At 58.8% G+C, this 25,727-nt stretch carries 22 protein-coding genes and 1 tRNA gene; 11 read left to right on the forward strand and 12 right to left on the reverse strand.

Features of this window, described 5'->3' with window-relative positions:
• The first annotated feature begins 72 nt into the window (after positions 1 to 72).
• The 3 genes from ABRP66_RS09520 to ABRP66_RS09530 all read left to right on the forward strand — a co-directional run bounded on the left by ABRP66_RS09520 (position 73) and on the right by ABRP66_RS09530 (position 5,020).
• Complete coding sequence (locus tag ABRP66_RS09520; protein ID WP_023028040.1) at positions 73 to 1,005, forward strand: methylenetetrahydrofolate reductase; 933 nt, start codon at positions 73 to 75, stop codon at positions 1,003 to 1,005.
• Entirely contained in the window at positions 992 to 3,262 is a 2,271-nt protein-coding gene (metE, locus tag ABRP66_RS09525) for a 5-methyltetrahydropteroyltriglutamate--homocysteine S-methyltransferase (RefSeq protein WP_349838618.1), read from the forward strand. The genes ABRP66_RS09520 and metE overlap by 14 nt, the downstream gene beginning before the upstream one ends.
• A gap of 120 nt (positions 3,263 to 3,382) precedes the next feature.
• A complete protein-coding gene (locus ABRP66_RS09530) occupies positions 3,383 to 5,020 on the forward strand; it encodes a dihydroxyacetone kinase family protein (RefSeq protein ID WP_284770840.1) in 1,638 nt (545 codons plus the stop codon).
• Here the strand turns inward: ABRP66_RS09530 and ABRP66_RS09535 are convergent.
• Positions 4,980 to 5,645, reverse strand: a complete 666-nt coding sequence (locus ABRP66_RS09535) for an HAD family hydrolase (RefSeq protein WP_284770841.1) — start codon at positions 5,643 to 5,645, stop codon at positions 4,980 to 4,982. The genes ABRP66_RS09530 and ABRP66_RS09535 overlap by 41 nt on opposite strands.
• A 70-nt stretch (positions 5,646 to 5,715) precedes the next feature.
• Between ABRP66_RS09535 and ABRP66_RS09540 the strand changes: the two genes are divergently transcribed.
• The 3 genes from ABRP66_RS09540 (at position 5,716) to ABRP66_RS09550 (ending at position 8,715) form a co-directional block, all read left to right on the forward strand.
• Positions 5,716 to 6,246 (forward strand): peptidylprolyl isomerase, encoded by a 531-nt coding sequence (locus ABRP66_RS09540; protein ID WP_284770842.1) that lies wholly within the window; start codon positions 5,716 to 5,718, stop codon positions 6,244 to 6,246.
• 99 nt (positions 6,247 to 6,345) lie between these two features.
• Positions 6,346 to 6,993, forward strand: coding sequence for a rhomboid family intramembrane serine protease (locus ABRP66_RS09545; RefSeq protein WP_284770843.1), 648 nt, complete (start codon positions 6,346 to 6,348; stop codon positions 6,991 to 6,993).
• A 306-nt stretch (positions 6,994 to 7,299) separates the two neighbouring features.
• Positions 7,300 to 8,715, forward strand: coding sequence for a phytoene desaturase family protein (locus ABRP66_RS09550; protein ID WP_349838619.1), 1,416 nt, complete (start codon positions 7,300 to 7,302; stop codon positions 8,713 to 8,715).
• Here the strand turns inward: ABRP66_RS09550 and ABRP66_RS09555 are convergent.
• On the reverse strand, positions 8,705 to 9,307 hold the full coding sequence (locus ABRP66_RS09555; RefSeq protein ID WP_349838620.1) for a hypothetical protein: 603 nt from the start codon (positions 9,305 to 9,307) through the stop codon (positions 8,705 to 8,707). The two genes, ABRP66_RS09550 and ABRP66_RS09555, sit on opposite strands and share 11 nt — an antisense overlap.
• Positions 9,308 to 9,655: 348 nt before the next feature.
• Positions 9,656 to 9,964: a hypothetical protein gene (locus ABRP66_RS09560; protein ID WP_349838621.1), complete on the reverse strand. Its 309-nt coding sequence runs from the start codon at positions 9,962 to 9,964 to the stop codon at positions 9,656 to 9,658.
• Positions 9,965 to 10,276: 312 nt separating this feature from the next.
• Here ABRP66_RS09560 and ABRP66_RS09565 point away from each other — a divergent pair, with 312 nt between their 5' ends.
• From ABRP66_RS09565 to nagE, 3 genes are read left to right on the forward strand one after another with little or no spacing between them, the layout of a single operon-like run.
• Entirely contained in the window at positions 10,277 to 11,452 is a 1,176-nt protein-coding gene (locus ABRP66_RS09565; protein ID WP_349838622.1) for an N-acetylglucosamine-6-phosphate deacetylase, read from the forward strand.
• Positions 11,453 to 11,462: 10 nt separating this feature from the next.
• On the forward strand, positions 11,463 to 12,227 hold the full coding sequence (nagB, locus tag ABRP66_RS09570) for a glucosamine-6-phosphate deaminase (protein WP_349838623.1): 765 nt from the start codon (positions 11,463 to 11,465) through the stop codon (positions 12,225 to 12,227).
• Positions 12,228 to 12,283: 56 nt separating this feature from the next.
• Positions 12,284 to 14,371 (forward strand): N-acetylglucosamine-specific PTS transporter subunit IIBC, encoded by a 2,088-nt coding sequence (gene nagE, locus ABRP66_RS09575; RefSeq protein WP_349838626.1) that lies wholly within the window; start codon positions 12,284 to 12,286, stop codon positions 14,369 to 14,371.
• A gap of 67 nt (positions 14,372 to 14,438) precedes the next feature.
• On the opposite strand, the gene crgA is transcribed toward nagE, so the two are convergent.
• The 8 genes from crgA to ABRP66_RS09615 form a co-directional block, all read right to left on the reverse strand.
• Positions 14,439 to 14,711 (reverse strand): cell division protein CrgA, encoded by a 273-nt coding sequence (gene crgA / locus ABRP66_RS09580; RefSeq protein ID WP_284770848.1) that lies wholly within the window; start codon positions 14,709 to 14,711, stop codon positions 14,439 to 14,441.
• A gap of 70 nt (positions 14,712 to 14,781) precedes the next feature.
• The gene (gene pknB / locus ABRP66_RS09585; protein WP_284770849.1) at positions 14,782 to 16,734 is read right to left on the reverse strand and encodes a Stk1 family PASTA domain-containing Ser/Thr kinase; all 1,953 of its coding nucleotides are present in this window, start codon (positions 16,732 to 16,734) and stop codon (positions 14,782 to 14,784) included.
• Positions 16,735 to 16,737: 3 nt separating this feature from the next.
• Positions 16,738 to 18,234, reverse strand: coding sequence for a serine/threonine-protein kinase (locus ABRP66_RS09590; RefSeq protein WP_284770850.1), 1,497 nt, complete (start codon positions 18,232 to 18,234; stop codon positions 16,738 to 16,740).
• Positions 18,234 to 19,664, reverse strand: a complete 1,431-nt coding sequence (locus ABRP66_RS09595) for a penicillin-binding transpeptidase domain-containing protein (protein WP_284770851.1) — start codon at positions 19,662 to 19,664, stop codon at positions 18,234 to 18,236. The genes ABRP66_RS09590 and ABRP66_RS09595 overlap by 1 nt, the downstream gene beginning before the upstream one ends.
• Positions 19,661 to 21,013 carry an FtsW/RodA/SpoVE family cell cycle protein gene (locus tag ABRP66_RS09600; RefSeq protein ID WP_284770852.1) on the reverse strand — a complete coding sequence of 451 codons (1,353 nt, stop codon included), beginning with the start codon at positions 21,011 to 21,013 and terminating at the stop codon, positions 19,661 to 19,663. The genes ABRP66_RS09595 and ABRP66_RS09600 overlap by 4 nt, the downstream gene beginning before the upstream one ends.
• Positions 21,014 to 21,016: 3 nt before the next feature.
• A complete protein-coding gene (locus tag ABRP66_RS09605; RefSeq protein WP_284852530.1) occupies positions 21,017 to 22,381 on the reverse strand; it encodes a PP2C family protein-serine/threonine phosphatase in 1,365 nt (454 codons plus the stop codon).
• Complete coding sequence (locus ABRP66_RS09610; protein WP_005276102.1) at positions 22,378 to 22,830, reverse strand: FHA domain-containing protein FhaB/FipA; 453 nt, start codon at positions 22,828 to 22,830, stop codon at positions 22,378 to 22,380. Before ABRP66_RS09610 ends, ABRP66_RS09605 begins: the two co-directional genes overlap by 4 nt.
• 25 nt (positions 22,831 to 22,855) lie before the next feature.
• Positions 22,856 to 23,689, reverse strand: a complete 834-nt coding sequence (locus ABRP66_RS09615) for an FHA domain-containing protein (RefSeq protein WP_284770854.1) — start codon at positions 23,687 to 23,689, stop codon at positions 22,856 to 22,858.
• A gap of 208 nt (positions 23,690 to 23,897) precedes the next feature.
• Between ABRP66_RS09615 and ABRP66_RS09620 the strand changes: the two genes are divergently transcribed.
• A tRNA-Leu gene (locus ABRP66_RS09620) sits at positions 23,898 to 23,982 on the forward strand.
• Between the two features lie 524 nt (positions 23,983 to 24,506).
• Here ABRP66_RS09620 and ABRP66_RS09625 read toward each other — a convergent pair.
• The gene (locus ABRP66_RS09625) at positions 24,507 to 24,872 is read right to left on the reverse strand and encodes a VOC family protein (RefSeq protein WP_046648644.1); all 366 of its coding nucleotides are present in this window, start codon (positions 24,870 to 24,872) and stop codon (positions 24,507 to 24,509) included.
• Between the two features lie 73 nt (positions 24,873 to 24,945).
• On the opposite strand from ABRP66_RS09625, the gene ABRP66_RS09630 reads away from it, so the two are divergent.
• Positions 24,946 to 25,689, forward strand: coding sequence for a helix-turn-helix transcriptional regulator (locus ABRP66_RS09630; RefSeq protein ID WP_349838624.1), 744 nt, complete (start codon positions 24,946 to 24,948; stop codon positions 25,687 to 25,689).
• Positions 25,690 to 25,727 lie beyond the last annotated feature (38 nt).

Genomic DNA, 25,727 nt, shown 5'->3' on the forward strand with positions numbered 1-25,727 from the left:
CTACCCCGCAAACTGAACAGCTTGGTACGTTTTCCTCCAGACAGCAATTGAGATCGGGAAAAGGAGGTGACTATGAGCCCGCGATTTTCGGCGTCAGCACCATTGGATTCCATGAGTGAAGAAGAACTGATGGTGCCGGAGCGTTTGGCCCTATCTTTCGAGGTAATTCCACCGCGCCATGACGCCGATGAAGCCAAAATCGACCGTTTGCTGGAAACCTTGGAAAGCTACCACCCGGATTATATTGCGGTGACAAGTTCCAAACGGTCCGGTTGGCTCGAAGGGACGACGGCCTTTATCGAGCGGATTTCGCGCACCACCTCGATGCGCCCGCTTGCGCACTTGGCCTGTACGGCTGGTTCGCGCACGGAACTAATCGGTTGGACCAACCGCTTGGTCGATGCCGGTGTCCGTGGCCTGCTGGCCCTGCGCGGGGACCTGCCAGAGGAAGGCTTGCCGGAGTACTATCCGCAGCATGCCGATGAATTGATAAGCCTCATCCGGCAATTGGAAAGGCAACAAGCCGCGCGGTTCGCCGCTGGCCGCCTGGCCGTCGGAGTCGCGTGCTATCCCAGCGGGCACGTTGAATCTAAAAACGAAGATGAAGATTTTGACGTCTTGCTCAAAAAGCAACGCCTCGGCGCGGACTTCGCCATTACCCAGCTATTCTTCGATGCCCAGGATTACCTGCGCTTTACCAAAAAGGCCCAACTGGCCGGGGTGCATATTCCCCTTATTCCGGGAATCATGCCCATGACCAGCCTGCGCCGGGTGGAGCGAATGGGAGAGCTGTCCGGGCTCGCCGTGCCCGAAAGGGTGCGGTCGGCGCTCGCGGCAGCGACAACCCCAGAAGAAGAATACGAAACCGGCATGGAACTGACCGCCGAACTAGCCCGCGACATCGTGGCTGGTGGGGCGAGCGGGCTCCATATATATACCCACAACAACCCCGACAATACTCACGACCTACTAACCCGAATCGGAGTAGACAATGACCAACGCTAATTTCCCCAAGGCGACAATTGAGGGCTATCCCCGTATTGGCGCCAACCGCGAGTTGAAGCGCGCGCTCGAGTCCTACTGGGCGGGCCGCATCGATGCGGAGACCTTCGAGTCCGCCGCACACTCGCTGCGCCTGGATACCTACAACCGCCTGCGCGACCTCGGTCTGACCGAGGACTACGCCATCCCGGCAGACGTCGCTTACTACGACCAGGTTCTCGAAACCGCACTGACCGTCGGTGCCGTTGCCGGTGAAACCCTGGATGATGAGTTCACCCTGGCCCGCGGTAATAAGGACACCGCGCCGCTGGAGATGACCAAGTGGTTCGACACCAACTACCACTACATCGTGCCGGAAATTGCTGATGACCACGCTTTTAAGGCACACCCACAGCGCATTATCAAGCTGGTAGAAGAAGCCCGCGAAGCAGGCCACACCGTGCGCCCGTACCTCGTTGGCCCGGTCACCCTGTTGGCCCTGTCCAAGCAGGCCGAGGGTGCTGCCAAGGCCCCGCTTGAGCGCCTAGATGATGCCGTTGCCGCCTACCAAGAGGTCCTGGCGGAGCTGCACAAGGCCGGCGTGGAGTGGATCCAGTTGGCAGAACCTGCCCTCGTTGCAGACCTGACCAACGCTAGCGATGAGGACTTGGCTGCATATACCAAGCAGGCTTACTCCGCCATCCTGGGTGCAGAAGAGCGCCCACAGGTCTACCTGACCACCCCGTACGGCTCTGCGCGCAAGGGCCTCGATGTCATCGCAGAGCTCAAGCCAGAGGCCGTTCAGGTTGACCTTTCTGTCGGCACCCTGGCCCTAGATGAGGGCTACCTCGAGCGCGTGAAGAGCCTGAACACCCACGTCGTTGCCGGCCTTGTCGATGGCCGCAATGTCTGGGCCGCCAACCTGCGCGACCTGCGCTCCAAGTACGAGGACCTGGCCGGCAGCATCGATGAGCTGTCCGTATCCACCTCCGTGTCCTTGCAGCACGTGCCGCACTCCGTCGAGGCAGAATCCAAGCTGCCTGCCGATGTCGCCCCATGGTTCTCCTTCGCCAATGAAAAGGTCAAGGAAGTCGTCGCCCTGGTACAAGGCCCAGAGGCAGCCGAAGAGGCTTACAGCGTCAGCGACCGCGCTGTTCGTACCCGCGCCGAGTCCGAGCGCATCAACAACGCCGCCGTGCAAGAGCGCATCTCCCAGCTGCCGGAAGGCGAGGTCAAGCGCGAGCCGGCCTTCAACGAGCGCAAGGAAGCACAGAAGGAGCTCGGCCTGTCCGAGCTGTCGACCACCACCATCGGTTCCTTCCCGCAGACCAAGGAAATCCGCCAGGCGCGTGCCGCGCACCGCAAGGGCGAGCTTTCTGATGCTGACTACAACTCCGCCCTCAAGGACGAGGTTAAGTCCGTCATCGAACTGCAGGAGCGCCTCGGCCTGGACGTCCTGGTCCACGGCGAGCCAGAGCGCAATGACATGGTGCAGTACTTCGCGGAGCTGCTCGATGGCTTCGTCACCACCGAAAACGGCTGGGTACAGTCCTACGGTTCCCGCTGCACCCGTCCGCCAATCGTTGTGGGTGACATCTCCCGCCCGGCTGCCATGACCACTGAGTGGTCGAAGTTTGCACAGTCGCTTTCGGAAAAGCACGTCAAGGGCATGCTGACCGGCCCGGTCACCATCCTGGCGTGGTCCTTCGTCCGCGATGACGTGCACCAGTCCGTATCCGCGGACCAGCTGGGCGTGGCTTTGGCAGACGAGGTCCGCGACCTGGAGGAAGCCGGCATCGACATCATCCAGATCGACGAGCCGGCCCTGCGCGAGCTGCTGCCCCTGCGCGAGCAGGACCGCAAGGCCTACCTCGACTGGGCAGTGCGTTCCTTCCGCCTGGTAGCCCTCGAAGCCAAGCCCACCACCCAAATCCACACCCACCTGTGCTACTCGGAGTTCGGCCAGATCATCGACGCCGTCGCCGGCCTGGATGCAGACGTCACCTCCATTGAGGCAGCACGCTCCCGCATGGAGCTGCTGGAGGATATCGATGAGACCTTCCACTCTGAGATTGGACCTGGCATCTACGATATCCACTCCCCACGCGTGCCTTCCGTGGAGGAAATGGCAGAGCTTATCCGCGCCGCACTCAAGAACGTTCCGCTGGATCGCCTGTGGGTTAACCCGGACTGCGGTCTGAAGACCCGTGGTTACGAGGAGACCGAAACCTCCCTGCGCAACATGGTGGAAGCCCGCGATGTGGTGCGCAACGCCCTCTAAATAGAACCTGAGAAATTCTAGGTTCTTAAAGAAAACGCTATGCAGCCGGTCTGCATAGCGTTTTCGTGATCTTGTACCCACCCGCGACGCTATGGCCGGAACCGGATTACCGTGGGCGCCATGAAGCACTCAGCATTTCGCAATAGCCAAGAATCCTTCCTGTCTGATTCCCTGGCCGGTTTCATTGCCCAGCATCCCGATGCCACCTGGCACGATGCGGGCTTCATTGGGCGCACCACCCCGCTGCGCACGGCCGATGATAAACCGGCGGTTGCGGTCATCTCCGGTGGCGGATCCGGCCACGAGCCCATGCACGCCGGCTTCATTGGGCAAGGCATGCTCGCCGCAGCCTGCCCGGGCCTGCTCTTTACCTCCCCGAACGCGGTCCAGGTCAGCGAAGCCACGCAGTGGGCCGACCAGGGCAGGGGAGTGCTGCACATTGTGAAGAACTACACCGGTGATGTCATGAACTTCACCGTGGCGCGCAATGCTGCAGAGGCCGTAGATACTCGTTCAGTCTTAGTCGCCGATGATATTGCTACCGAAGGCACCGGCGAGGGCCCTGGCAGGCGCGGTACGGGTGCCACGATCCTGGTGGAAAAGGTGGCCGGTGCCGCGGCGTACCGCGGCGATGACTTGGATAAGGTCACCGAGCTTGCGAAACGGACCGCCGATCAATCCCGCAGCATGTCCGTGGCACTGGGATCCGGCTTTTTGCCCACCACGGGGCGCGATACCTTTGATTTGGACGACGGGCATATGGAAGTCGGCGTGGGCATCCACGGCGAGCCGGGCACGCACACGGAAAAGGTTGATAATGCCCACGGCATCGTCGCCACCGTGCTGGAAAATCTGGGTGCTGCCCTTGATATCAACAGCGGCGATGAGGTGGTGTGCCTAGTCAATGGTTTGGGAGGCACCACGCCTTTGGAGCTGAGCCTGGTCTTCGGCGAGGCTTCCGCGCAGCTAGCGGAGAAGGGAATTACGGTAGTGCGCTCCATGGTGGGCAACTACGTCACCGCGGTCAATATGCACGGCGTATCCATCACGCTGCTCAAGGCGGACGATGAGCTGCTCGAGCTTATCGATGCCCCAACTTCAGCCCCCGCCTGGCCGCATACCTTGGGCAGTGCCAAGCAGGTGGAATCGGCGCGGATTACCTTTGAGGATGAATTGCCCAGCGAAGGCGCAGAAAACCAGTGGTTGAGTGACTTCGTCGGCCGCGTGCAATCCTCCATCGAGGAGTTGACCGAGCTTGACCGCAAGGCCGGCGATGGGGACTTCGGTACCAATATGGAGGCGGCGCTTGAAAGCATTGAACTGCCGCTGCGCGGCTCGGATGATGAGATTTTCACCGGACTGGCCAAGCGCTTCCTTGTCCTGGCGGGCGGAACCTCGGGCGCGGTTTTCGGCAGCTTTTTCAACGACATGGCCCGCGCGGAGACCTTAGCGGAAGGTTTGAGCAGCGCGGCAGAGTTCATTCAAGAACTGGGCGGCGCGCAGCGCGGGGATTGCACCATGCTCGATGCGCTCATTCCGGCCGCGGAGAAGGCGCAAGAAATCGGCGCGGAGCGCCCAGACGAGCAAACGCTCCAGGCCCTATACGAGGCCGCGCGGGAGGGTGTGGAAGAAACCGGAAAGATCGCCGCCAAGAAGGGGCGCGCGTCCTATCTGGGCGATCGCAGCAAGGGAGTCATTGATCCCGGTGCTCTCGTGGTTAGCTGGCTATTTGGGGGACAAGCCTTGTCAGCTGACTAAGGCAAGACACATCGCCCTCTCCCTTTGCGGACCTGTCGAGGTGCATAGCGCGCAGGCCTGCCCTGCGCGCACCGAGTACGTCATTTTCCAGTGAATCGCCCACCATGAGCGTTTCCGCGGGCGTGACATCGAGCCGTTCGCAGGCGGCTAGGTAGGCCTGGCGCTGCGGTTTGGGGTAGCCGAGTTCGACGGTGGGGATAAGGGGGACATCGGCAAGCGCGAGGCCTCCCGCCTCCAGTTTTGCCTGCTGCATCTCGCGCTGGCCATTGGTGAGGATGCCTACCCGGAAGCCGGATGCGAGCGCCCACTCGAGGGTGGGCCGGGCATCGGCAAAGGCGCGCCACTGGCTCTGGTAGGCGGCCAAGTAGCCGTCGTAGGCGGCAAGGGCTGCGGCATCGTCCATGTCCTCGCCCAAAAATTCGCGGCAACGGGCGATGCGCTGGCCTTGGTGGGAGACCTCGCCGCGCTCATAGGCGGTAAACCACTTGCGTTCAATGGCGGCAAAACGCTGGTGCTGCCCAGTATTTAGCCCGCGCTGCCGGCACCATTCATCCACGCCGGCCCGCGCTGCGGCGGTGTGATCCATCAGGGTGTCATCGAGATCGAAGAGCAACGCGCGAATCATAAGGATAACGATAGCGCGATCGCTGAGAGCGTTATGTCTTGCACAGCGGAGAGGAAGTAAATTCTTTACAATGGTTGGCATGACTCAGAAGACCGCAACTGCAACGATGCATACCAACTACGGCGATATTGTTATCGATCTCTTCGGTAACCACGCACCGGTAACCGTTGAAAACTTCATCGGTTTGGCCAAGGGCGAAAAGGACTACTCCACCCAGAACGCAAAGGGCGAGCAGTCCGGCCCGTTCTACGATGGCGCCATCTTCCACCGCATCATCGATAACTTCATGATTCAGGGCGGCGACCCCACCGGCACCGGCCGCGGTGGCCCGGGCTACCAGTTCCAGGACGAGTTCCACCCAGAGCTGCAGTTCGACCGTCCATTCCTGCTGGCCATGGCCAATGCCGGCCCAGGCACCAACGGTTCCCAGTTCTTCATCACCGTGGCGCCGACCCCGCACCTGAATAACCACCACACCATCTTCGGTGAGGTTACGGACCCGGCTTCGCAGGAAGTCGTCTCCAAGATTGGCAAGGTCGACACCGACCGCATGGACCGTCCGCACGAGGACGTTGTCATCGAGTCCATCGATATCGCCTAAGCGTTTTCTTCGCTCCGCGCCCGGCACCACACTCTTTCCTGTGGTGCCGGGTTCGTTTAGTTTTTATCCGAATGCCAACAAAGGGTCAGCTTTCACACCATGGTGAAAAATTATTTGCGAACCGCCCCCGTTACCTCGACCATTGCCGCGATCTGCATCATCGCGTGGTCAATTACCGCGGTACAAGCTCGCACATTGGGCGAGACCTTCTTTCTCTCCACGCTCAGCCAAGACTGGGCCCTGTGGGGGCCGCAGTACGCCGATGCGCCGCTTACGGCGCTGTCCTCGGAATTCATGCACTTGGACGGCGGGCACCTCGCGGTCAACATGGTGGTGCTCCTGCTTATAGGTAGGGAAGTAGAGCGCGCCCTCGATACTCGGCTATACATCGCCGCGTACCTGGTTTCTTGTCTGGGCGCTTCCGCCATGGTGCTGTGGTTTGATTTTGGCACTCCCACGGTAGGGGCCTCTGGGGCGATCTTTGCGCTGATGGGCATGCTGGTGGGCGCCTTCCGGCAACGCGGGATGGATCTGCGCGCGCCCATCGTCCTGTTGTTGGTCAATGTGGGCTATACCTTCGTCGCAGAGGGGGTCTCCCTGTGGGGCCACCTTGGCGGCTTGTGCACCGGCATCATCTTGAGCTTGTTCCTCTTCCATCGAAATAAATCCGTGCGCTGGGCGGGTGTCGCTTTCACCGCTGCGGTCATCATTGTGTTATTGGCCCTGCGAGCTGGGGTTTGGGGATAACTGTGGAATTTGATCACCGGAATGGGTGTGCGAAAGAAATCCACAATAGTTATCCACATTGTGGATAACCACATTCTTGTAATTTACCGAACGCTTTTCCGGAGTTTTCCCTGATCACACAGGTTATAGCGGTATCGGCGGCCGAAGAATCACCTGTGGAAGCCCGTGAAAACACTTATCCACAGGGTGGGGATAAGTCTGTGAAATAAGTATTCCACAGGTTTCTTCCACAGCCTGTGGATAACTTTGTACCCATCGTGTGGGCGAATAGGTAGATTGGTGCCAGTGACCTGCACAAGGAGGACTGTGGATAAACAACCGCACGCTGTGATCGTCGGCGCAGGACCCAATGGGCTCACCGCCGCGGCCCGGCTCGCCACAGCCGGTTGGCGCGTGGATGTGTATGAGCGCGCCAGCCACCCGGGTGGGGCGGCGGCATCGTCGACGGAGATCTTCCCAGGCACCGTCGTTGATCTCGGCGCGGCCGGTCATCCCTTCGGCATCGCGAGCCCGGCCTTCCGCGCGCTCGATCTGGAATCGCACGGCCTGCGCTGGCGCCATGCGCCGTATCCCATGGCCCATCCACTGGAGGGCGCGCAGGCGGGCATTCTTCACAATTCTCTAGAGGAGACCGCCGCGGGGCTCGACACCGATGCCAGGGCGTGGACCCGCCTGCACGGCCACATGGTGCGCAATATCGACGCACACGTGAACAACGCGCTCACCCCGCTGGTGCGCTGGCTCGAACACCCGGTGCGCTTGGCGCAATTCGGCGCGCCGGGCATGCTTCCGGCGAGCGCGCTCGCGCGGGCGGCATTTACTTCCCCGCAGGCCCGCGCCTTATTCGCCGGTAGCGCGGTGCACGCCATTACCTCGCCTACCAGGGCTTTTACCTCCGCTTTCGGCCTGCTCTTTGGCGCGCTCGGCATGACCCGCGGCTGGCCAGTGGTGGAAGGCGGTACGCAGGCGCTTGCCGATGCCCTCGTCTCCCTCCTCCGCTCCCACAACGCCCGCATCTACACCGGCGCCGACATCACGGATGTGCGCAGCCTGCCCCGCGCGGATGCCCTTATCCTCAATCTCACCCCGCGCCAGATCCTTAGGCTGGGCGGGCTCGAACTTTCTGCACGGACCCGACGGTCCCTGCGGCGGTGGCGCTATGGCAGCGCGGTGTACAAGGTGGATTTTCACTTAAGCGAACCCGTGCCGTGGGCCGATCCCCGCGTGGGCCAAGCCGGCACCGTCCACGTGGGTGGCAGCGTGGAGGAGATTGGTGGGGCGGAAAGGGACATCGGCAAGCGCCGCATGCCCGAAAGTCCCCTGGTCATGGTGTGTCAACAGTACGTGGTCGACCCGTCCCGCGGGCTGGTGCTGTGGACCTATGCGCACGTGCCGCACGGCTATGAGGAGCGCTTTCCTGGGGAGGTGACAGGCCTCATCGCGCGGCAGATCGAGCGCTTCGCACCAGGTTTTCGCGACACCATCTTGGGTACCCGCGCGACGAGCGCAGCTGACCTGGAGCGCTGGAACCCCAACCTGGTGGGTGGCGATATCGCCGGTGGTGCGATGACCGGGCTGCAGACCGTGCTGCGCCCGCGCCTCTCCGCGCACCCGCACCGGCTCGCGCCGGGAATATTCATGGCATCGGGCTCCACCGCGCCCGGGGCCGGCGTCCATGGCATGCCCGGCTGGTGGGCCGCTGAAAGTGCGGCTACGCCTTAATGGGAGCCCGGCGTTCGCAGTAGAGGAATACCGCACCGATCGTCCATAGCGTCACCGCGGCAAGATATCCGGGGGTGGTCGTGGTCTGCGGCTCGATACCATTGCCGGGAATGAGGCCGGTGACTAATGGCTCCAGTACGAAACCGAGCACGGCAACGTAATCTAGCCAGCCCAACCTGTGGGAAAAGGCCCCCGCCACGCCGAAAAGTGGCCCGGCGATAAGGGCAAAGAGGAACCACGCGCCATTAGCTAAAAACGCCGTCTGCCAGTCGTAGATACCAAAGGCGGAAAGCAACCCGTAGTGCACCGCCAACATGAGCAGGAGTATGCCGGCTCCTGCGAAAAAGGCCGTGGTCCACCGGTGGGCGCACGCCTTGCCCATGAGGTAGGCAAATAGCGCCCACACCATGCCAGAACCCAGTACCGGGCCAAGGTAATTGCGCAAGGAGAGGCGCGCGGGAGCGGTGCCTTCGATCAGGGCGGGATCAGAAAACGCGATATGGACGGCGGCATAGGCCACCGAGACGGCTAAGCCGGCCATGAGAACGTACTGGGACCGGTGCCGCGACGGTGCGGGCGAACGACTGGTCATGGTGTGCTCCTTGAAATGAGGATCCCGCTATGTCCGAGGCGAGGAATGGTGAAAGAGATGAAACGTTTATAACTTCAATAATAATTGCATGCGCGATATCGCGGAAGAGCACTCTTAGTGGTCATCTAGACAGTAGATCGCACCGAATTTATCCCTGCGCTTTTGCAGGGTAGCTGCTTAATGACAAGACCGGAGGACCCAGTTAAGCAGGCTGATTATCAAGGCAATGAGCGTGGATATGTCTCAAAATGCACACGTACGGCTAGTCATGAAGTAACAACCACAGTGCTAAGGGGTACGTGACTTAAAGGAGATAAGTGGTCAGTTTCATCTCTATTCTTCCGTAGGTCATTCTTTGGTCGGGCGCATAAAGATATCCATCATGGAGAAGATGGGATCTGACGAGGCAAAGATCCGGTCTGTTATTTCACGCGGCGACCAGCTATCAGGGAAATCCTTGAACTCATTTGTGACAGTTCCGAGGGCTAAATCGGGACTATTTTTAACAGCAGTGAGGATGGTGAAGACCTCGTTAGGGGTGGCGTAGGAAGCATTTATGTCATTAGCACCGGTGGCAGCAGCAATGCTGGCCCAATCATTTACTTCCGCAATGTCGTTTAAAATATTAGAAACAATAGTTTCTGGTTTTAAATCCATATTTACGTTCTCCTGACGTGATGCGGTGGTTGGCGTTGGCAGCGCGCTTGCTCGAGAGAAACCGAGGGTAGAGGTGGCATGGGCAAGCGATACTTCCTAAAGATCAATGTAGCCCAGTGGCTGGTGCGGATCTATGCCTAAACGAAGTTGAGCATCACAGTCGATACCCCTCGACAATCTCACATAAAAAAGCGAACGTGACGTCATTGACACCGGCTTATGGTACCGATAGGTTATAACATAGTTCTGCGCTGGGATATCGGCGCGTTTATGGCACGGTGCCTGCCCGGACAAAAGATAAGTGAATGAAATATGCAGACACAGAGGAAGGGCCGCGTAGAAGGCCTGTACATCGATGAAGATGTCGAACTGCGTGCTGGTGCGCTGAACTTTGGCGGGCGCATTGAAGACATCTCGCTTGGTGATGTCCCCGCAGCGCAGGCGGCCTGGCAATCCGGTGACCCAGACGTTTTGCTGTGGATCCCAGGTTTTGTGGACCTGCACAATCACGGCGGCAATGGCGGAAGCTTTCCTAATGGTGATTATGACCAGTGCCGCGCCGCTGCGCGCTTCCATCGCGCCCATGGCACCACCACGCTGATAGCCAGCATGGTCTCTGGAACGCAGGCGGAGCTGTGCGCGCGAGCGGAGCTGCTCGCCACGTTGGCAGAAGAAGGGGATATCGCCGGCATCCACATGGAAGGCCCGTTTATCGCCGCTGCCAAATGCGGCGCGCAGGATCCATCGCGCATCGTGCCGGGGGATCCAGACTTTTTCCGCGCGGTCATCGATGCCGCCCGCGGCCACCTGCGCTCTATTACCTTCGCCCCAGAAACACAAGCCGCGGCGGAGCTCCTCGCGGTCTGCGCCGAGCACGATATCATCGCCAGCTTGGGCCATACCGAAGCCGATTACGAGACCACGCTGCGGGTCATGGGGCAGGCAAAAGACATGGGCGTTACCGTCACCGGCACCCACCTCTTTAATGCCATGCCGCCCATCCACCACCGCAACCCTGGCACGGTGGCCGCCCTGCTCACCGGCTCGAAGGCCGGCGATGTGGGAGTAGAGCTCATTGCCGATGGCGTGCATCTTGCCGATGGCACCGTGGATATGGCCTATAACCGCCGCTCCTTTGCGGTCACCGATGCGATGGCCGCTGCCGGCATGGCCGATGGCTCCTATGAGCTGGGCTCCCTGCCCGTTACCGTGACCGGCGGCGTGGCGCGGGTGGACAGTGGCGCCATCGCCGGTGGAACCTCCACCTTGGCGCAGCAATTTGCGCGTTTTGCCGCGCGCCACGGCGCAGAGGAGGCGGTTCGGTTTACCTCCACCACGGCCGCGGACGTGTTGGGGGATAAGGACGTCGGCCGTTTGGCTCCCGGCAAGCGCGCCAACCTCGTGGGCCTGAATGCGCAATTCGAGCCCATGCGCGTCATCGCTGATGGCATTGACATCACCGCCGCGACAGATACTGATTCACGTTAGGAAATACTGCATGGACATCCTCATTCGTTCCACACCAGCAGAGGTGGCTATTGCCGCCGCCGATATCTTCGTCCGCTATGCCAACGCCGGGGCCACCTTGGGCCTGGCCACGGGTTCTACTCCGGTAGCGATGTATCAAGAACTCACCGCCCGCTACGAGCGCCAGGAGGTGAGTTTCGCTCGCAGCCGCGCCTTCCTCCTCGATGAATACGTGGGGCTGGCTCGCTCCCATGAGCAGTCGTATTACTCCACCATCCGCCGCGTATTTACCAGTCACGTCGACTTCATCGATGAGTTAGTGCAGAGCCCCGAGGGCGATGCCGCGGACTCGGACCGCGCTGCAGCCGCCTATGACCAGGATATTCGCCATGCTGGCGGCATCGATATCCAGCTGCTGGGCATTGGTGGCAATGGGCACATCGGCTTTAATGAACCCTCCAGCTCCTTGCAATCGCGCACGCGCCTGGAAACGCTGCACCCGCGGACGGTGCAGGATAATGCCCGCTTCTTCGAGAACACGGACAGCGTCCCGCGCTACGCGCTGACCCAGGGGCTCGGCACCATCAGCGAGGCCCGCCACCTATTGCTGCTGGCTACCGGGACCGAAAAGTCCACCGCGGTCCGCAACATGGTGGAGGGCCCGCTATCCGCGCACTGTCCGGCCTCGATCCTGCAGATGCACCCGCGGGCCACGGTGATTCTCGATGAAGATGCGGCATCCCAGCTGGTGGATCACGAGTACTACCGCTTCGTGGATGAGCACCGTCCGCACTAAATCCCTCTTTACTTCTTTACACCTTTGAAAGGACTCCTCCCGTGAAACTCAATATTATGGGGCCCCTGCAGCGGCTCGGAAAGGCGCTGATGGGCGCCGTGGCAGTGCTGCCTGTCGCGGCGATCCTCGGCGGCGTTGGCTACTGGATAGCCAGCGTGGCCGGCCAAGATAACGTGGTCGCGCAGCTGCTCATCAGCTCCGGCGGTGCCGTGCTGGATAACCTGGGCTGGATCTTCGCCGTCGCCATCGCCTTTGGCCTGGCCAAGGACTCTAATGGCGCCTCCGCACTCTCCGGTTTCCTCGCCTATGCCACCTTCATGAAGCTCTTGGGCCCCGATGCCGTCGCCGGTTACCGCGGCATCGAAGATCCCGCAGCGCTGACTGGCGATGACGCCGTGGAATGGGCCGCCGAGGGCTGGAATGCCGTCGGTGACGGCAACGTCCTTTTCGGCATCCTCGCCGGCATCATGGCCGCGATGGTTTATAACCGCTTCCACGGCACCAAGCTGCCGGACTTCCTGGCCTTCTTCTCCGGCCGCCGCCTCGTACCCATCCTCACCGCGCTTTTTGCCATCGTGGTCTCCGCCATCCTCTACTTTGTATGGCCCTTCATCTACCACGCGCTCTTCAACTTCGGTACCTCCATCCAGGGCCTTGGCGCCGCGGGTGCGGGCATCTACGGCGTGGCCAACCGCCTGCTCATCCCGACGGGCCTGCACCACGCGCTGAACTCCGTCTTCTGGTTTGATGTCATCGGCATCAACGACATCGGTAACTTCCAATCCGGCCAGTCCACCATCGATGCCGCCGCCGCGGCCACCTCCGCCGCAGAGTGCCCCGGCATCTGGGAGAACGGACAGTGCACCGTGGACGGCGTCGTTGGACGCTACCAGGCCGGATTCTTCCCAGTCATGATGTTCGGCCTGCCAGGCGCCGCCCTGGCCATGTACCTGCGCGCGGATAAGGGCCGCCGCAAGGTCATCGGCTCCCTCATGGCAGCCGGCGCCCTGGCCTCCTTCTTCACCGGCGTGACCGAGCCGCTGGAATTCTCCTTCATGTTCGTCGCCCCGCTGCTCTACGTGGTGCACGCGCTGCTGACCGGCCTCTCCGTCTTTATCGCCGCCACGATGGAATGGACCGCGGGCTTCGGCTTCTCCGCAGGTTTCGTGGACATGCTGTTGTCCTCGCAAAACCCGCTGGCCAATAAGTGGTACATGCTGCTTATCATGGGCGCTGTTTTCTTCGCCCTCTACTTCGTCCTCTTCTACTACCTCATCGGCTGGTTTAACCTGAAGACCCCAGGCCGCGGCGATGACGAGGGTGCCGCAGAAGATGACGAAGCCGCCACGGGCGATGATAAGACCGCCGCGTCCGCCGCCCGCATCATCGAAGGCCTCGGCGGCAAGGACAATATCGATTCCCTGGATTACTGCACCACCCGCCTGCGCGTGGGCGTGAAGGATCGCGCGCTTGTCGATGACCCCACTATCAAGCGCGCCGGCATCTCCGGCGTCATCCACCCTTCCGAAAAGAACGTGCAGGTCATCGTGGGACCCTCCGTGCAGTTCATGTTTGATGAGGTCAACCACCAGCTGCGCACCGGCTCCGCATCGGTAGCTACGGCCACCGCGAAGCCTAGTGAAGACGCTCGCCCTGTAGAGAAGATCGGCACCGATATTCAGCTCCACGCCCCGTTCGAAGGAACCGTCGTGCCGCTTTCTGAGGTTCCCGATGAGTCCTTTGCCCAAGGCATGGTGGGCGAAGGCTTTGCCGTTATTCCTACCGTGATCGATGCCTTCGATGTCTGTGCCCCAGTAGATGGCACCATCACCATGGTCTTTAAGACCGGCCACGCCTTCGGCATGCGGACCGAAGAAGGCCTCGACCTGCTCATTCACATCGGTATCGATACCGTGGAACTGAAGGGAGAGGGCTTTACCAAGCTCGCGGCCAAGGGCGATGTTGTCCGCGCCGGGACCCCCATCATCGCGGTGGAATCAGAGAAGCTGCGCGAACGCGGCATCAATCTGATTACCCCGGTGGTCTGCCCCACGGCAAAGCAGATCGCTGGAGTAGATATCGAGCACGAGGGCCGCGCTGACCAGAGCGTTGCCGTCGCCCGCGTGCGGCCGGCTGAACATTAAGGTCTAAGCACGAGAAACCCTCGCGGTCACCTTGCGGTGGCGGCGAGGGTTTCTTTTTGGCGGCGGTCTAGCGCCAGCCCATGGTCATGAGCAAACCAACAAGGGCGAGGCCGAAGCCAATCCCGTAGTTCCAACCGCCGAGCTCCGCCATGAAGGGGATGGATTCACCGGCGAGGTAATTGACCACGAGCCACAGCAGGCCGAGGATCATCAGGCCAAGCATGATGGCCACGTACCACTTCGGGGTGCCTTCAGAGTTGATTTTGACTGGGGTGCGGTTCGCCCCGGCAGAGCTCGATACCTGGGTGGCAGAGCTCTGGGTGATCTTTGACTTTGGCATAAGAGACCTTCTCTAGATTTCAGTTCTTATCTCAGTGCTTACTGATGAATTACGATACCAGCAGCGATGGTTACGGCAGTAGCGCCGAGGCTTCGAATTTCCAGATGCGAACCTCCACGTCCTGATCTTTGCGGATGGTATCGCCAGGATTAATGGACGCCCAACCGATCTTATTGCTATCAACCAAGGCGCCGGTAGGAATTGGCTCGCCCACGCGCAGCTGTCCATTCCAGCCTGCCTGGCGCAGTGCATTTTCGGCTTGTCCTTGATTCTTGTGCATGACCTCGGGTGCCTTCATGAGCATCCCATTGGATACCTCAATGGTGACAGTCTGGCCCTTTTCCAGCTGCGCGCCCTGGTTGGAGACGTTCAGCACGGTGCCTTCTGGCTCTAGGGAATCTACTTCGCGGACATTGACATCGAAGTCACTGGCTTCAAGGCGGCTGCGCGCATCCTCTTCGTTCAAGCCGGAAACATCAGGAACGCGCTTCTTTTCGATGCCCTTAGACACCGTCACCCGGACCTTCGAGCCCTTGGACAATTGCGTACCACCCGCGGGGTTCTGCTGGATTACCTCGCCGGCGGGGGCCTCATCATTGCGCTCAGAAATATCCGAGTTCAGCTCCAGGCCGGCCTCTTCCAAGACCTGCGCCGCCTGATCCAGGTTCATGCCGGTGATATCGGGGACATCGATGATTTCCTTGCCGGAAGAAACGGTCAGGGTCACCGAGGCATTCTTCTGCAATTCCGAGCCAGGGGCCGGATTGATGCGAATCGCATTATTGCGGTCGATATCCGGGTTAGCCTCTTCGTTCACGGTGACGAGAAGCCCCAAGTCCTCGAGCTCTTTGACCACTTCATTGCGCGGGCGGTTTTCTACCTCCGGCACGATGACGCTATTGTGCTCCGCTACCTCGGTTTGGTCACGGCCACTCCTATTCTTTTCATCGTCGCTGCTCCAGAAATCCCAGGCAAAATAGCCCAAGATGGCGACCAACAGCGCGACGAGGAGCAGCGCGAGCCATTTCATCCAACCGCCGCCTTCATCCTCTTCGGGTGCTCCGGTAGGACGCGTCGATTCGATCGGTGCCCGGTGGGATGTAGCAGTAGCGGTGGCCGGGGCGGGCATCGCCGTCGTGGCATCGTCCTCGTTGACGTGCATGCGGGCGGCCTCGGTGACTTGGCCCGTGCGCAGACGATCCAAATCGCCGGCCATCTCCCAGGCGGACTGATAGCGGTCTGCGGGGTGCTTGGCCATCGCGGTCAGTACCACTGCATCGATATTGACCCGTTGGGTGGGGGTCAACGAGGGGTCATCGATAAGCTCCGAAGGCGGGGTCGGTTCCTCCTGCACATGCTGGTAAGCCACGGCAAAGGGGGTTTCGCCTTCGAACGGGGTGCGGCCGGTGAGTACCTCGTACATGACGCAGCCCAGCGCATAGACATCAGAACGCGCATCGGCGTTTTTGCCGCGCGCCTGCTCCGGGGAAAGGTACTGGGCGGTACCGATAACGGCAGAAGTTTGGGTCATCGCCGAGGTCGAATCATCCAATGCACGGGCGATGCCAAAGTCCATCACCTTCACCTGGCCAGTATTGGTGAGCATGATATTCGCCGGCTTGATATCGCGGTGAATGATTCCCGCCTCATGGGATGCCTGCAAGGCCTCCGCGACCGGCTTGAGGATCTCCGCCGCTTCTTGGGCGGGCAGCGGGCCATCTTCGCGAATAATATCGCGCAGCGTGGCCCCGTTGACCTTCTCCATGACGATATACGGTATGGTCATGCCGTCCATCTCGGTCTCGCCGGTGTCATAGACCGCGACGATATTGGGATGGTTTAGCTTGCCCGAGTTCTGCGCCTCGCGGTAGAAGCGCTCGCGGAAGTTGATATCGCGAGCCATCTCCGTGCGCAGCATTTTTACCGCTACTTGCCGGCCTAAAGTGGTGTCCTCTGCGGCAAATACCTCGGACATGCCGCCGGAGCCGATGATCTCACCGAGCCGGTACCGGTCATTGACCATGGCTTAGTCACCATCCTGTCTTAATAAATCAGATAAATCCCCAGGGAGTTCATCGGGCTGTGAGTTTACTGTGTTTTTCTGCTCAGGTGTGTTTTCGACCTGCGGCTGCTGGGGCTGACGCTGCTGCGTCGGGGTATTCGGGGCCTGCTGGTTTCGCGTCGGGGCCTGCTGGTTCGGGGTCTGCGGCTGCCGGTGATTATCGCGCGGCGCCTGGTTGCCCTCCCGATCCGTAGGCTCCGTCTCCGTTACCGTCACTTCCTGCGGCGTCTCATTAGTATCTTCTTCCTCCAGGGTTTCTACCTGCGTGGTCGTGGGATCCCGGTATTCGGTAACCACGGAAGTTTCCTGGGTAGACGAAGGATCGCTGTCGCCGCTCTCGCTACTCATGAGGTTCATGATGGCGTAGCCGGCCGCGGCAAGCAGGGCGATGGCCGCGACGATACCCAGGCCTTTAAGGAAAGACTTCCCGCCCTTCGAATCATTGTCCGGGGCTGGTGCTACCTTACGTTGCGGCGCGGCAGCACTCGCCGCCGTCCCCGCCGCCGGATGAATGGTGGTGGGCTGGGCGACATCGGCAAGCATCTCCGTCGATGCCGAGGGCGAAGGCTCTGGAGCCTGCTGGTGGGGCGGAATGGATTTGGGCTGCGGCGGGCGCTTGCCCAGGCGCACATCGGATACCGCGACCGTAAATTCATTGCCATCGGCATAGCGGGTATTGGGATCCTTGCGCAGCGCGATACGAATGAGCTCGCGCGCCGGGGCGCTAATCGTGGTCGACAGCGGTTCAGGCTCTTGGTTGATGTGGGCAAGAGCAATGGACACGGAGGAATCACCCGAAAAGGGGCGCTTGCCGCCGAGCATCTCGTAACCAACGACGCCGAGCGAATAGATATCAGAGGCGGGGGAGACTTCCTTGCCCTGCGCTTGCTCAGGCGAAACGTACTGGGCAGTACCCACCACCATGCCGGTGCGCGTGAGCGGTACCGCGGCGGCGGCCTTGGCGATGCCAAAGTCCGTAATTTTCACCTGCCCATTTTGGGTAATCATCAGGTTGCCGGGCTTAATATCGCGGTGCACCAAGCCCATCCGGTGGATAATGGATAGACCGTGACCCGCTTGCTCAAGCACGTCCAGGGCGAGTTCTTCCTGCAAGGTGTTCTCGCGCGCGAGCAGGTCCGCGAGGGATTCGCCCCGCACGTATTCCAAGGCCATGAAGCAGAATTTGCGGCCATTATCTTCCAGCTCGCGGTAGTCATACGTGGCCACCACGTTATCGGACTGGATAGATTCAGCGGATTCCGCTTCATTGCGGAAGCGGGAGAGGAATTCCTGGTTATCAGAAAATTCCGGCCGCAACACCTTGATGGCTACTTCGCGGTCATTACGAGTGTCATCGGCAAGCCACACCGTGGACATGCCGCCGTGGCCAATGATCCACTGCAGCTCGTAGTCGCTGCCGATGAGTTCCTGGAGATGGTCTTTGTTCTCGGTATTCTTCATTACTGTTCCCCCTGGTATGCGCTCAAGATGGCACGACCAATTGGGCCAGAGACTCGGCCGCCCGTCGCGGATTCGCCCAAGTTACCGCCATTCTTGACGACGACCCCGACGGCAATATCGCGGTCCGGGTCAAAGGCGACGTACCACACGTGCGGAGCCAGGCCTTCGCCGTGCTCGGCGGTACCGGTCTTGGATGCAAAGCCATTGCCGTCGTAGCCCCACGAAGAACGCTCGGAGGCAAACATCAAGTCCCGAATGGTCGATGCGGTCTCTTCCGTGACGGCCTCGCCGGCCTTCTTGGGCTTGGTGGTGCGGATTTCCTTCATCTGGGCATCGGTAATGCGATTGACTAGGTAAGGCTCCATGCGCGTGCCCTTATTGGCCACGGTTCCGGCCATGACTGCCGCCTGCAGCGCACTCATGGTGACATCGCGCTGGCCGATGGCTGATTGCGCCGTCGCCGCACCATCCGGCAGGTCTCCCAAGGTGCCTGCGGAAGAAGAGACACCCAAGTCATATTTCTTGCCGATGCCGAAAGCATCCGCGTACTTGCGCAGCTCATCCGCGCCGATCTGCTCAGACATCTGCACAAATGCGGTATTACACGACAGCGCGAAGGCGGTCTGCAGAGTCACGGAATCCTGGCCATTGCACTTTTCATTGCCGTAGTTCGTCAGTTCCGTGACGGTATCAGGCAAGGTAATCACGTTGGCACCGGTCAGGCTCGACGAGGGATTGTATCCATTATTCAATCCGGCCGCAGTCGTAATGATCTTGAAAATAGATCCCGGCGGCAAGGTATCCGCCGCTGCATGGTTGACCAGTGGCTGACCGGCCTGTTCCTGCAAACCTGCCCAAGCCTCCTCAGCGGACTCGCCCACCAATGAATTTGGGTTAAAGCCCGGGTTGGAAGCCATGGCCAGAACCTTGCCCGTCGACGGCTGGATGGCAACAGCCGATCCTTCGTACCCAGGGCCCGCCAACTGGTCATACGCGGCCTGCTGCAATGCCGGATCGATGGTGACTTCTACATTGGCTCCCTTGGTGGGCTTATTCGCGATGGTATCCAGCCAGTGCTGTTTGAACAGGGAATCGTCCGTGCCATTGAGAATTTCGTTCTGCGAAGATTCCAATTCCGAAGCACCAAATTGGCTGGACAAATAGCCGGTGAGATTGCCAAAAGCGGGCGAATCGATGGGATAAGACCGGGAGTAGGTCTCATCAGGATTTTCCGTGGATTGCGCCAGCACTGTATTGCCGGAATAGATCTGTCCGCGCGGGGTGGTCTGCAATTCTATAAACCCGCGCGAGTTCTTAGCATTATGTGCGTATTTATCATCCGAAAATGCCTGAATGACCGTCAGGTTCACCAACAGAACCGCGGTCAAGATGATGGCAAATAGGGATACTAGGCGGATGGATTTGTTCATCGGTAAGCCTCCTGAACCGACGGGAACATGGAGGTGTCACTCGGAGCGTTGCTCGAGTTCTCCTGCATGGGTCGGCGTGCTGCGTTAGAGATCCGCAGCAAAATCGCCAACAGTACATAGTTAGCCATGAGAGAGGAACCACCGGCGGACATGAAAGGAGTGGTCAAGCCGGTCATCGGCAGCAGGGCGGAAATGCCACCGGTGACGACGAAGACCTGTACCGCCAAAGTAAGAGAAAGGCCTGAAGCGACCAGTTTGCCGTACGTATCGCGGGTACGCAACGCGGTATTGAATCCGCGGGTAACCAACATGCCAAAGAGGACCAGAACGGCAGCTAGACCAATCAGGCCCAATTCCTCACCGATGGCGGCGAGGATAAAGTCTGAGTGCGCCACCGGAACCAATTCGGGGTGTCCTTGGCCCAAGCCGCTGCCGGAAATACCGCCAGAGGACATACCAAAAAGGGACTGGGCCAATTGGTATCCAGTGTTGTCATAGTTAGCCAGCGGGTCCATGAAGTTGGAAAAACGCTGCTGAATCTTTTCGGATACCTGGTAAATGCCAAAGCCGCCGATACCAACGAGGACGAGGCCAATAAAAAGCCAACTGACCCGGCCGGTAGCCATAAATAGCATGCCCAGCACCGTGCTGAAGAGCAGCAGCGCCGGACCAAAGTCATTGGAAATTCCCATGATGATAATGGCGATGGCCCACACAATGAGAATGGGGGCGAGGTCGCGCAAGCGGGGCAGGGAAATTCCCAAGAAACGATAGCCAGCCACGGTAAAAAGGGATCGCTTCTGCGTTAGCAGCATGGCAAAGAATAAGATCAGCATGATCTTGGAGAACTCACCCGGCTGGATGGAAAATGGCCCGAAGTTCAGCCAAATGCGCGCCTCAACGCCATCAGGTTGTGGCCACACCAATGGCAGCGCCAACAGTACGAGGCCAGCCGCACCCAAGATATAGGAGTAGCGGGTGAGTGAGCGATGGTCCTTGACAACCGCCAGGACCAGCACAAAGAGCACCAAGCCAACGACGGTCCACATCACCTGGCGAACCGCGAGACCCCGATCATTGACCAAATCCAAGCGGGCCAAAACGATAAGCCCAATGCCATTAAGGATGGCCACGATAGGCAACATGACCTGGTCCGCGTAGGGTGCCAAGAAGCACATTGCCAAGTGCGCAATGGTAAAGACACCAATGAATCCACCGATGAGGTAGATCAAGTCCGTCGTGAGCGCATTATCCTGCGACAGCTCCAAACTGACCAAGGTAATGGCAAAGACGACCGCGGCGAGAATAAGGAGGCCGAGTTCGATTCTCCGGCTAAAAAACTTCTGCATCAGCTACACCTCCCTACAAGTGACCCCAGGTTTGTTTTCCTTGGTGTCTTTATTATCTTTTTGGCTCGGCGCAGTGATACATGGCTTGAGTGCCTTTTCACCCAAGTCATTAATCTGATCCTGAACCTCGCTCAGGTCACCGGCAGAAATATGATTGACCGCGCCGCGCTCAGACTCAGGCAGATCAGAGACCTTCAACGGGGTGAAGTCCCCCTTGCACTTCTGGGCAGAAAACAGCAAGGAGTTCTGGTCATTAATGCACACGTATTGGTGAGTGGAGCTTAAATCCTTGCCAAATAAGGAATAATCCGCGCCTTTGAGGACAGTGATTTCTTGTGCGTCGTTGGTCTCGGCGTAATAGTTATTGGACAAGAAATTCTTTACCCACAGCCCTGCGCCAATAACGAGCGCCAAGATGATGATGAGGGCGATGAGGACCTTCCACCCAATTTTTCGTCGAGGGGGCTCGTCTTCTGCCTCTTCTTCATCGGAGTCCTTAGCCGCATTGTCTTCATCGGCCATGACGGCCGGCGGAATCACCTGGGGTTTACGGGTGAGTTTCGCGGCGCGTGACGCCGAGGAATCCGGGTGCGTGGGCTCTTCTACCGAACCTGCAAGAGCACCAACGCGGAACGGCTCGTGGGTGGCGGGTTTTTCTTCCGTGACCTCGGCGATGACGACGGTGACATTGTCCGGTCCGCCCGAACGAATAGCGAGATCCACGAGGGTGGACCCCGCCTGTTCGATGCTTCCCTGGCCAAGGGCAGTCTCAATCGTGGAAGCGGTAACTGGGTCCGAAAGCCCATCCGAGCACAGCAGGATGCGGTCACCCGCCTTGGCTTCGAACGTGAAGAGCGTCGGCTCCACCGCACGGCCGGTATAGGCCTTCAAGATGAGGGACTTTTGTGGGTGGGAAGAAACATCTTCTGCAGCCAGCTCGCCCTTATCCACCAAGGATTGCACATAGGTATCATCCTTGGTGATTTGCTCGAGCTTGCCATCGCGCAGCAAATAAGCGCGCGAATCACCCACATGGCAGACACCAAAGGTCGTGCCATTGAACAGCATCGTGGACAGCGTCGTGCCCATACCTTCAGTCTCCGGGTGGGCGGTGATGTGCTCGCTGATGGCTTCATTGGCGTCATCGGCAGCAGCTGCAAGGAGTGCCTCCGTGTCCTCCTTACCCGGATCCTGATCTAGGATTTCGAGGTGGTTGACCATGAGTTGGGAGGCGACCTCACCTGCGGCATGTCCGCCCATGCCATCGGCCAAAATCAGCAGGTGGGATCCGGCGTAACCGGAGTCCTCATTATTACCGCGGATAAGCCCGCGGTCCGACTTGGCAAAAAAGTTTAGCTTCAGTGTCATGCGTTCAACCTCACGGTAGTGCGGCCTAGCTTAATCTCGGAGTTCGCGCCGACTACCTCAGGTTGGTCGATGCGCACACCATTGACGAGGGTTCCGTTGCGAGATTCCAAATCCTCCACTACCCACTCGCTGCCGCGGCGAAATAGGCGTGCATGATGGCCGGAAGAGTAATCATCCCCAGTGACAAAATCACAGTCAGCGGCGCGGCCCAAGGTGCATTCCTCGAGCGTGCCCAAATTCATGTGGGATCCCTGCAAAGGGCCTTCCACAATAGAAAGCTGCTTCACCGCAGCGTGACTGCGCGGGGACGCACCCATTTTCGACGGCTGTGGCATAGCACCTGCGGATTTATTGGTATCCCGCCGCATGGCATTCAAGGCCACCAGGACAAATACCCACAAAAGAGCCAATAAGCCGATGCGAAGCGCCAGCATGATGACTGCATCCATGGCGGCCTCCCTTCCTCAGTGTGAATTAGTAACTATGCGAATCAAGGCCCGTAATGCGGACCTCGACGTGGGAATGGCCCATGGTGATCACGTCGCCATCGGCAAGCAGCCAGTTATCAATGGGAGTGTCATTGACCGTGGTGCCATTGGTGGACTGCAAATCCACCAACACGGCATCTTCACCGTTCCACGTGATTTCCGCGTGCTGGCGGGACACGCCCGTATCCGGCAGGCGCAAATCCGCATCATTGCTGCGGCCAATAATATTTGACCCTTCCTGCACGTGGTAGACGCGGGAAGAGCCATCCTGCAACATCAAATTGACTGCGGGGCCCTGCGTTTGCGGCGCGGGTTGGTCATCTTGCGCAATGAAAGCGGTAGTAGCTGCGTCATCCGCATTATTTTCGTGCGGGTTGGTCATCTGGTCCTCCTGACCATCAAAGTCGTGGAAAATCGCCTCGAAACCGGTCTCTTCTGTGGGCTCGTGATCTATAAACGAGGACACACGAAGCTGGCCCGTGCGCAGGCCCGATTCCTCCGCAATCCGCACAATGACGGGACCAGCGAGGGACCATCCGTTATTGCGGATAAAGCGAGATAATTGGTCTGCGCAATCGGCAGGCAAATCGGGGTCTTGCGACAAGTTCTCCAAATCCTTGGAAGAGACACCTACAGTCATGACATTGGGACTATAGAGCTTGTTATCGTCCCCGTGGCCGAGATTGTCCTGGGCTTCTTGCTTCAAAAGCTCATCAATCTCTGCAGGAACGACCTTGCCGCCGAAGACAAAAGCCATGCCGTTATCAAGGCCGCGTTGCATAGCGGAATCGAGCTTCGCCAGCCTTTCTAAAAACGCCACGAATTTTGCTCCTTTCCGCTATACAGCGATCAGTAGTGATCAGTAGTAGCCATTATAGTTTGTATACCCCTTTCAAACGTAGACGGCGGCGCGAAAGTTCCTAGTTTTTCGCCATTAAATGCGCAAAATAATCCGCTTTTCCTGCTGATTTGTAATTGTATGCACTCCCTGTGCTATCTTTATCTAGTCGCACTGACAACCACACCCTGCCCGGGTGGCGGAATTGGCAGACGCGCTGGCTTCAGGTGCCAGTGTTCGATAAGGACGTGCGGGTTCAAGTCCCGCCCCGGGCACAATGAGCAGTTGAATAAACTGCGACACCGGAGGTAACAAACTCGAAAGGGTTAGTGACCTCCGGTTTCTTTCTTTTTCTGAACTTTAGTGGTCGAGGATTGTAAGTGTGGGGATTTACATCCTAAATCCCGCCCGAGCCGGTCGACACGTCTTTCGAATTTTGTTTTCGATGGTGTCAACAAGTCATCTTGATCTGACACCCTTCTTTTGAGTTTCGGTTTATTGTGTAGGCAGTCAGTCCGAGGCTTGATGTTTGCTTAGGTTTGGTTGGCAGGGTCGAGAGGATAATAGTTTTATTGCATGATCTCGATCTCGTAGTTCGATTTGGGACCGGGCCATTACTTTCGGTGGATCTCTGCTGCGCCCATAGGCCAAGCAGTTTTAGGGGTTCGTTGTACGGGAAAGCTGGTGTGCCTAAACCATCCTTGATTTGAGATCCTACTTAGGGTCACTTGGAATCCTCCAACTGAGGTGTTTCCCGGGTGTTGGAGGATTTCCTAGTCGTTGAATCCTGATCTAGGAGTTAATCGACTGGGCTGACGCGGATAAGGTTTCCATCAGGGTCGGCAACAACGAAGGTGCGGCCGAAGACATCATCGTAGGGTGGCTGCACAATTTGGATTCCTTTCGATTTCCATAGACGGTATGTCTCATCGATGCGGCTTGCCGGTCCATCCAGCATCAAACCTATTTCGCTCGTTCGCGGTGTCTGTTTCTCCATGTGGGTGTTATGGCCGGTCCACACAGCAAACAGGACATCCTTTGAAATCTCGAATGCTACATATCGAGGACTGATGAACGATGGCTGCATATCGAATAAGTCGCTGTAGAAGGCAGTCGAGATCTCTGTATCGGAGACATAGGTTAGGAAAAGATTGGGGGTTGGCATCGCCATTCTCCTTTCGGTGAGTGGTGTTGTTTACGTGGACGCAGTGCATTGGAGCAAACAAACCTGACAAGGAGTGTCATATTCCGGAAAATATTGTGGTTCCAGTGATAATTACGGCATGAGATCGGCGCGCTTGTTGTCTATGCTCTTGCTATTGCAAACCCGAGGCCGTGCTACGTCTGCCGAGCTGGCTTCGCATTTTGAGGTTTCCCAGCGCACAATACTGCGTGACGTTGATGCACTCTCGGCCGCAGGAATACCTGTTTATACGGAGCAAGGTATGCATGGTGGGATTGTGCTCGATAGGCGCGCTCGATTGAACGCTTCTCGATTGGATCCGACTGAGATTCAGCTGATGAGGATTCTTGGCGTCGGGGCAGATTCACTCGCACACTTGGGTTTTGGCCAAGACATCGCCCTGCTGCAGAAGAAAATGAACGCAGTCTCATTCTCTAAAGCGTCCGATACTCATAATTTGGAAGAAAAGGTCCTACTTGATTCCAGTGGCTGGTTTAGCAATGAAACCCAAAACGACTTAGAAGAGTTGCTAGAGGCTGTACGGAAAGAAGCTCGAATTGAGGTGTCCTATCGCCGAAGCGGGGACAAGAAGCAACAACGTGCTGTGGCTGATCCTTATGGGCTTGTACACAAGGGTAGAAGTTGGTACTTGGTCGTCGATATCGATGGGGAACCAAGGATGTTGGCAGTCTCGCGTTTAGAAACCTTTCGCGTTTTAGGTCAAGCTGCTCAGCTTCGTCCAGGGCAAAGTTTGGCAAGGGGTCAAGTCCGTTTGAGTGGTGTTTCTACCTTTCGATAGAGCATGCAGTGTGATGGTGTCAGGGGCCAGCACGTGCT

Origin of the sequence: Corynebacterium sp. KPL2680 (genome assembly GCF_040225675.1) — a bacterium.
GTDB lineage: Bacteria > Actinomycetota > Actinomycetes > Mycobacteriales > Mycobacteriaceae > Corynebacterium > Corynebacterium rhinophilum.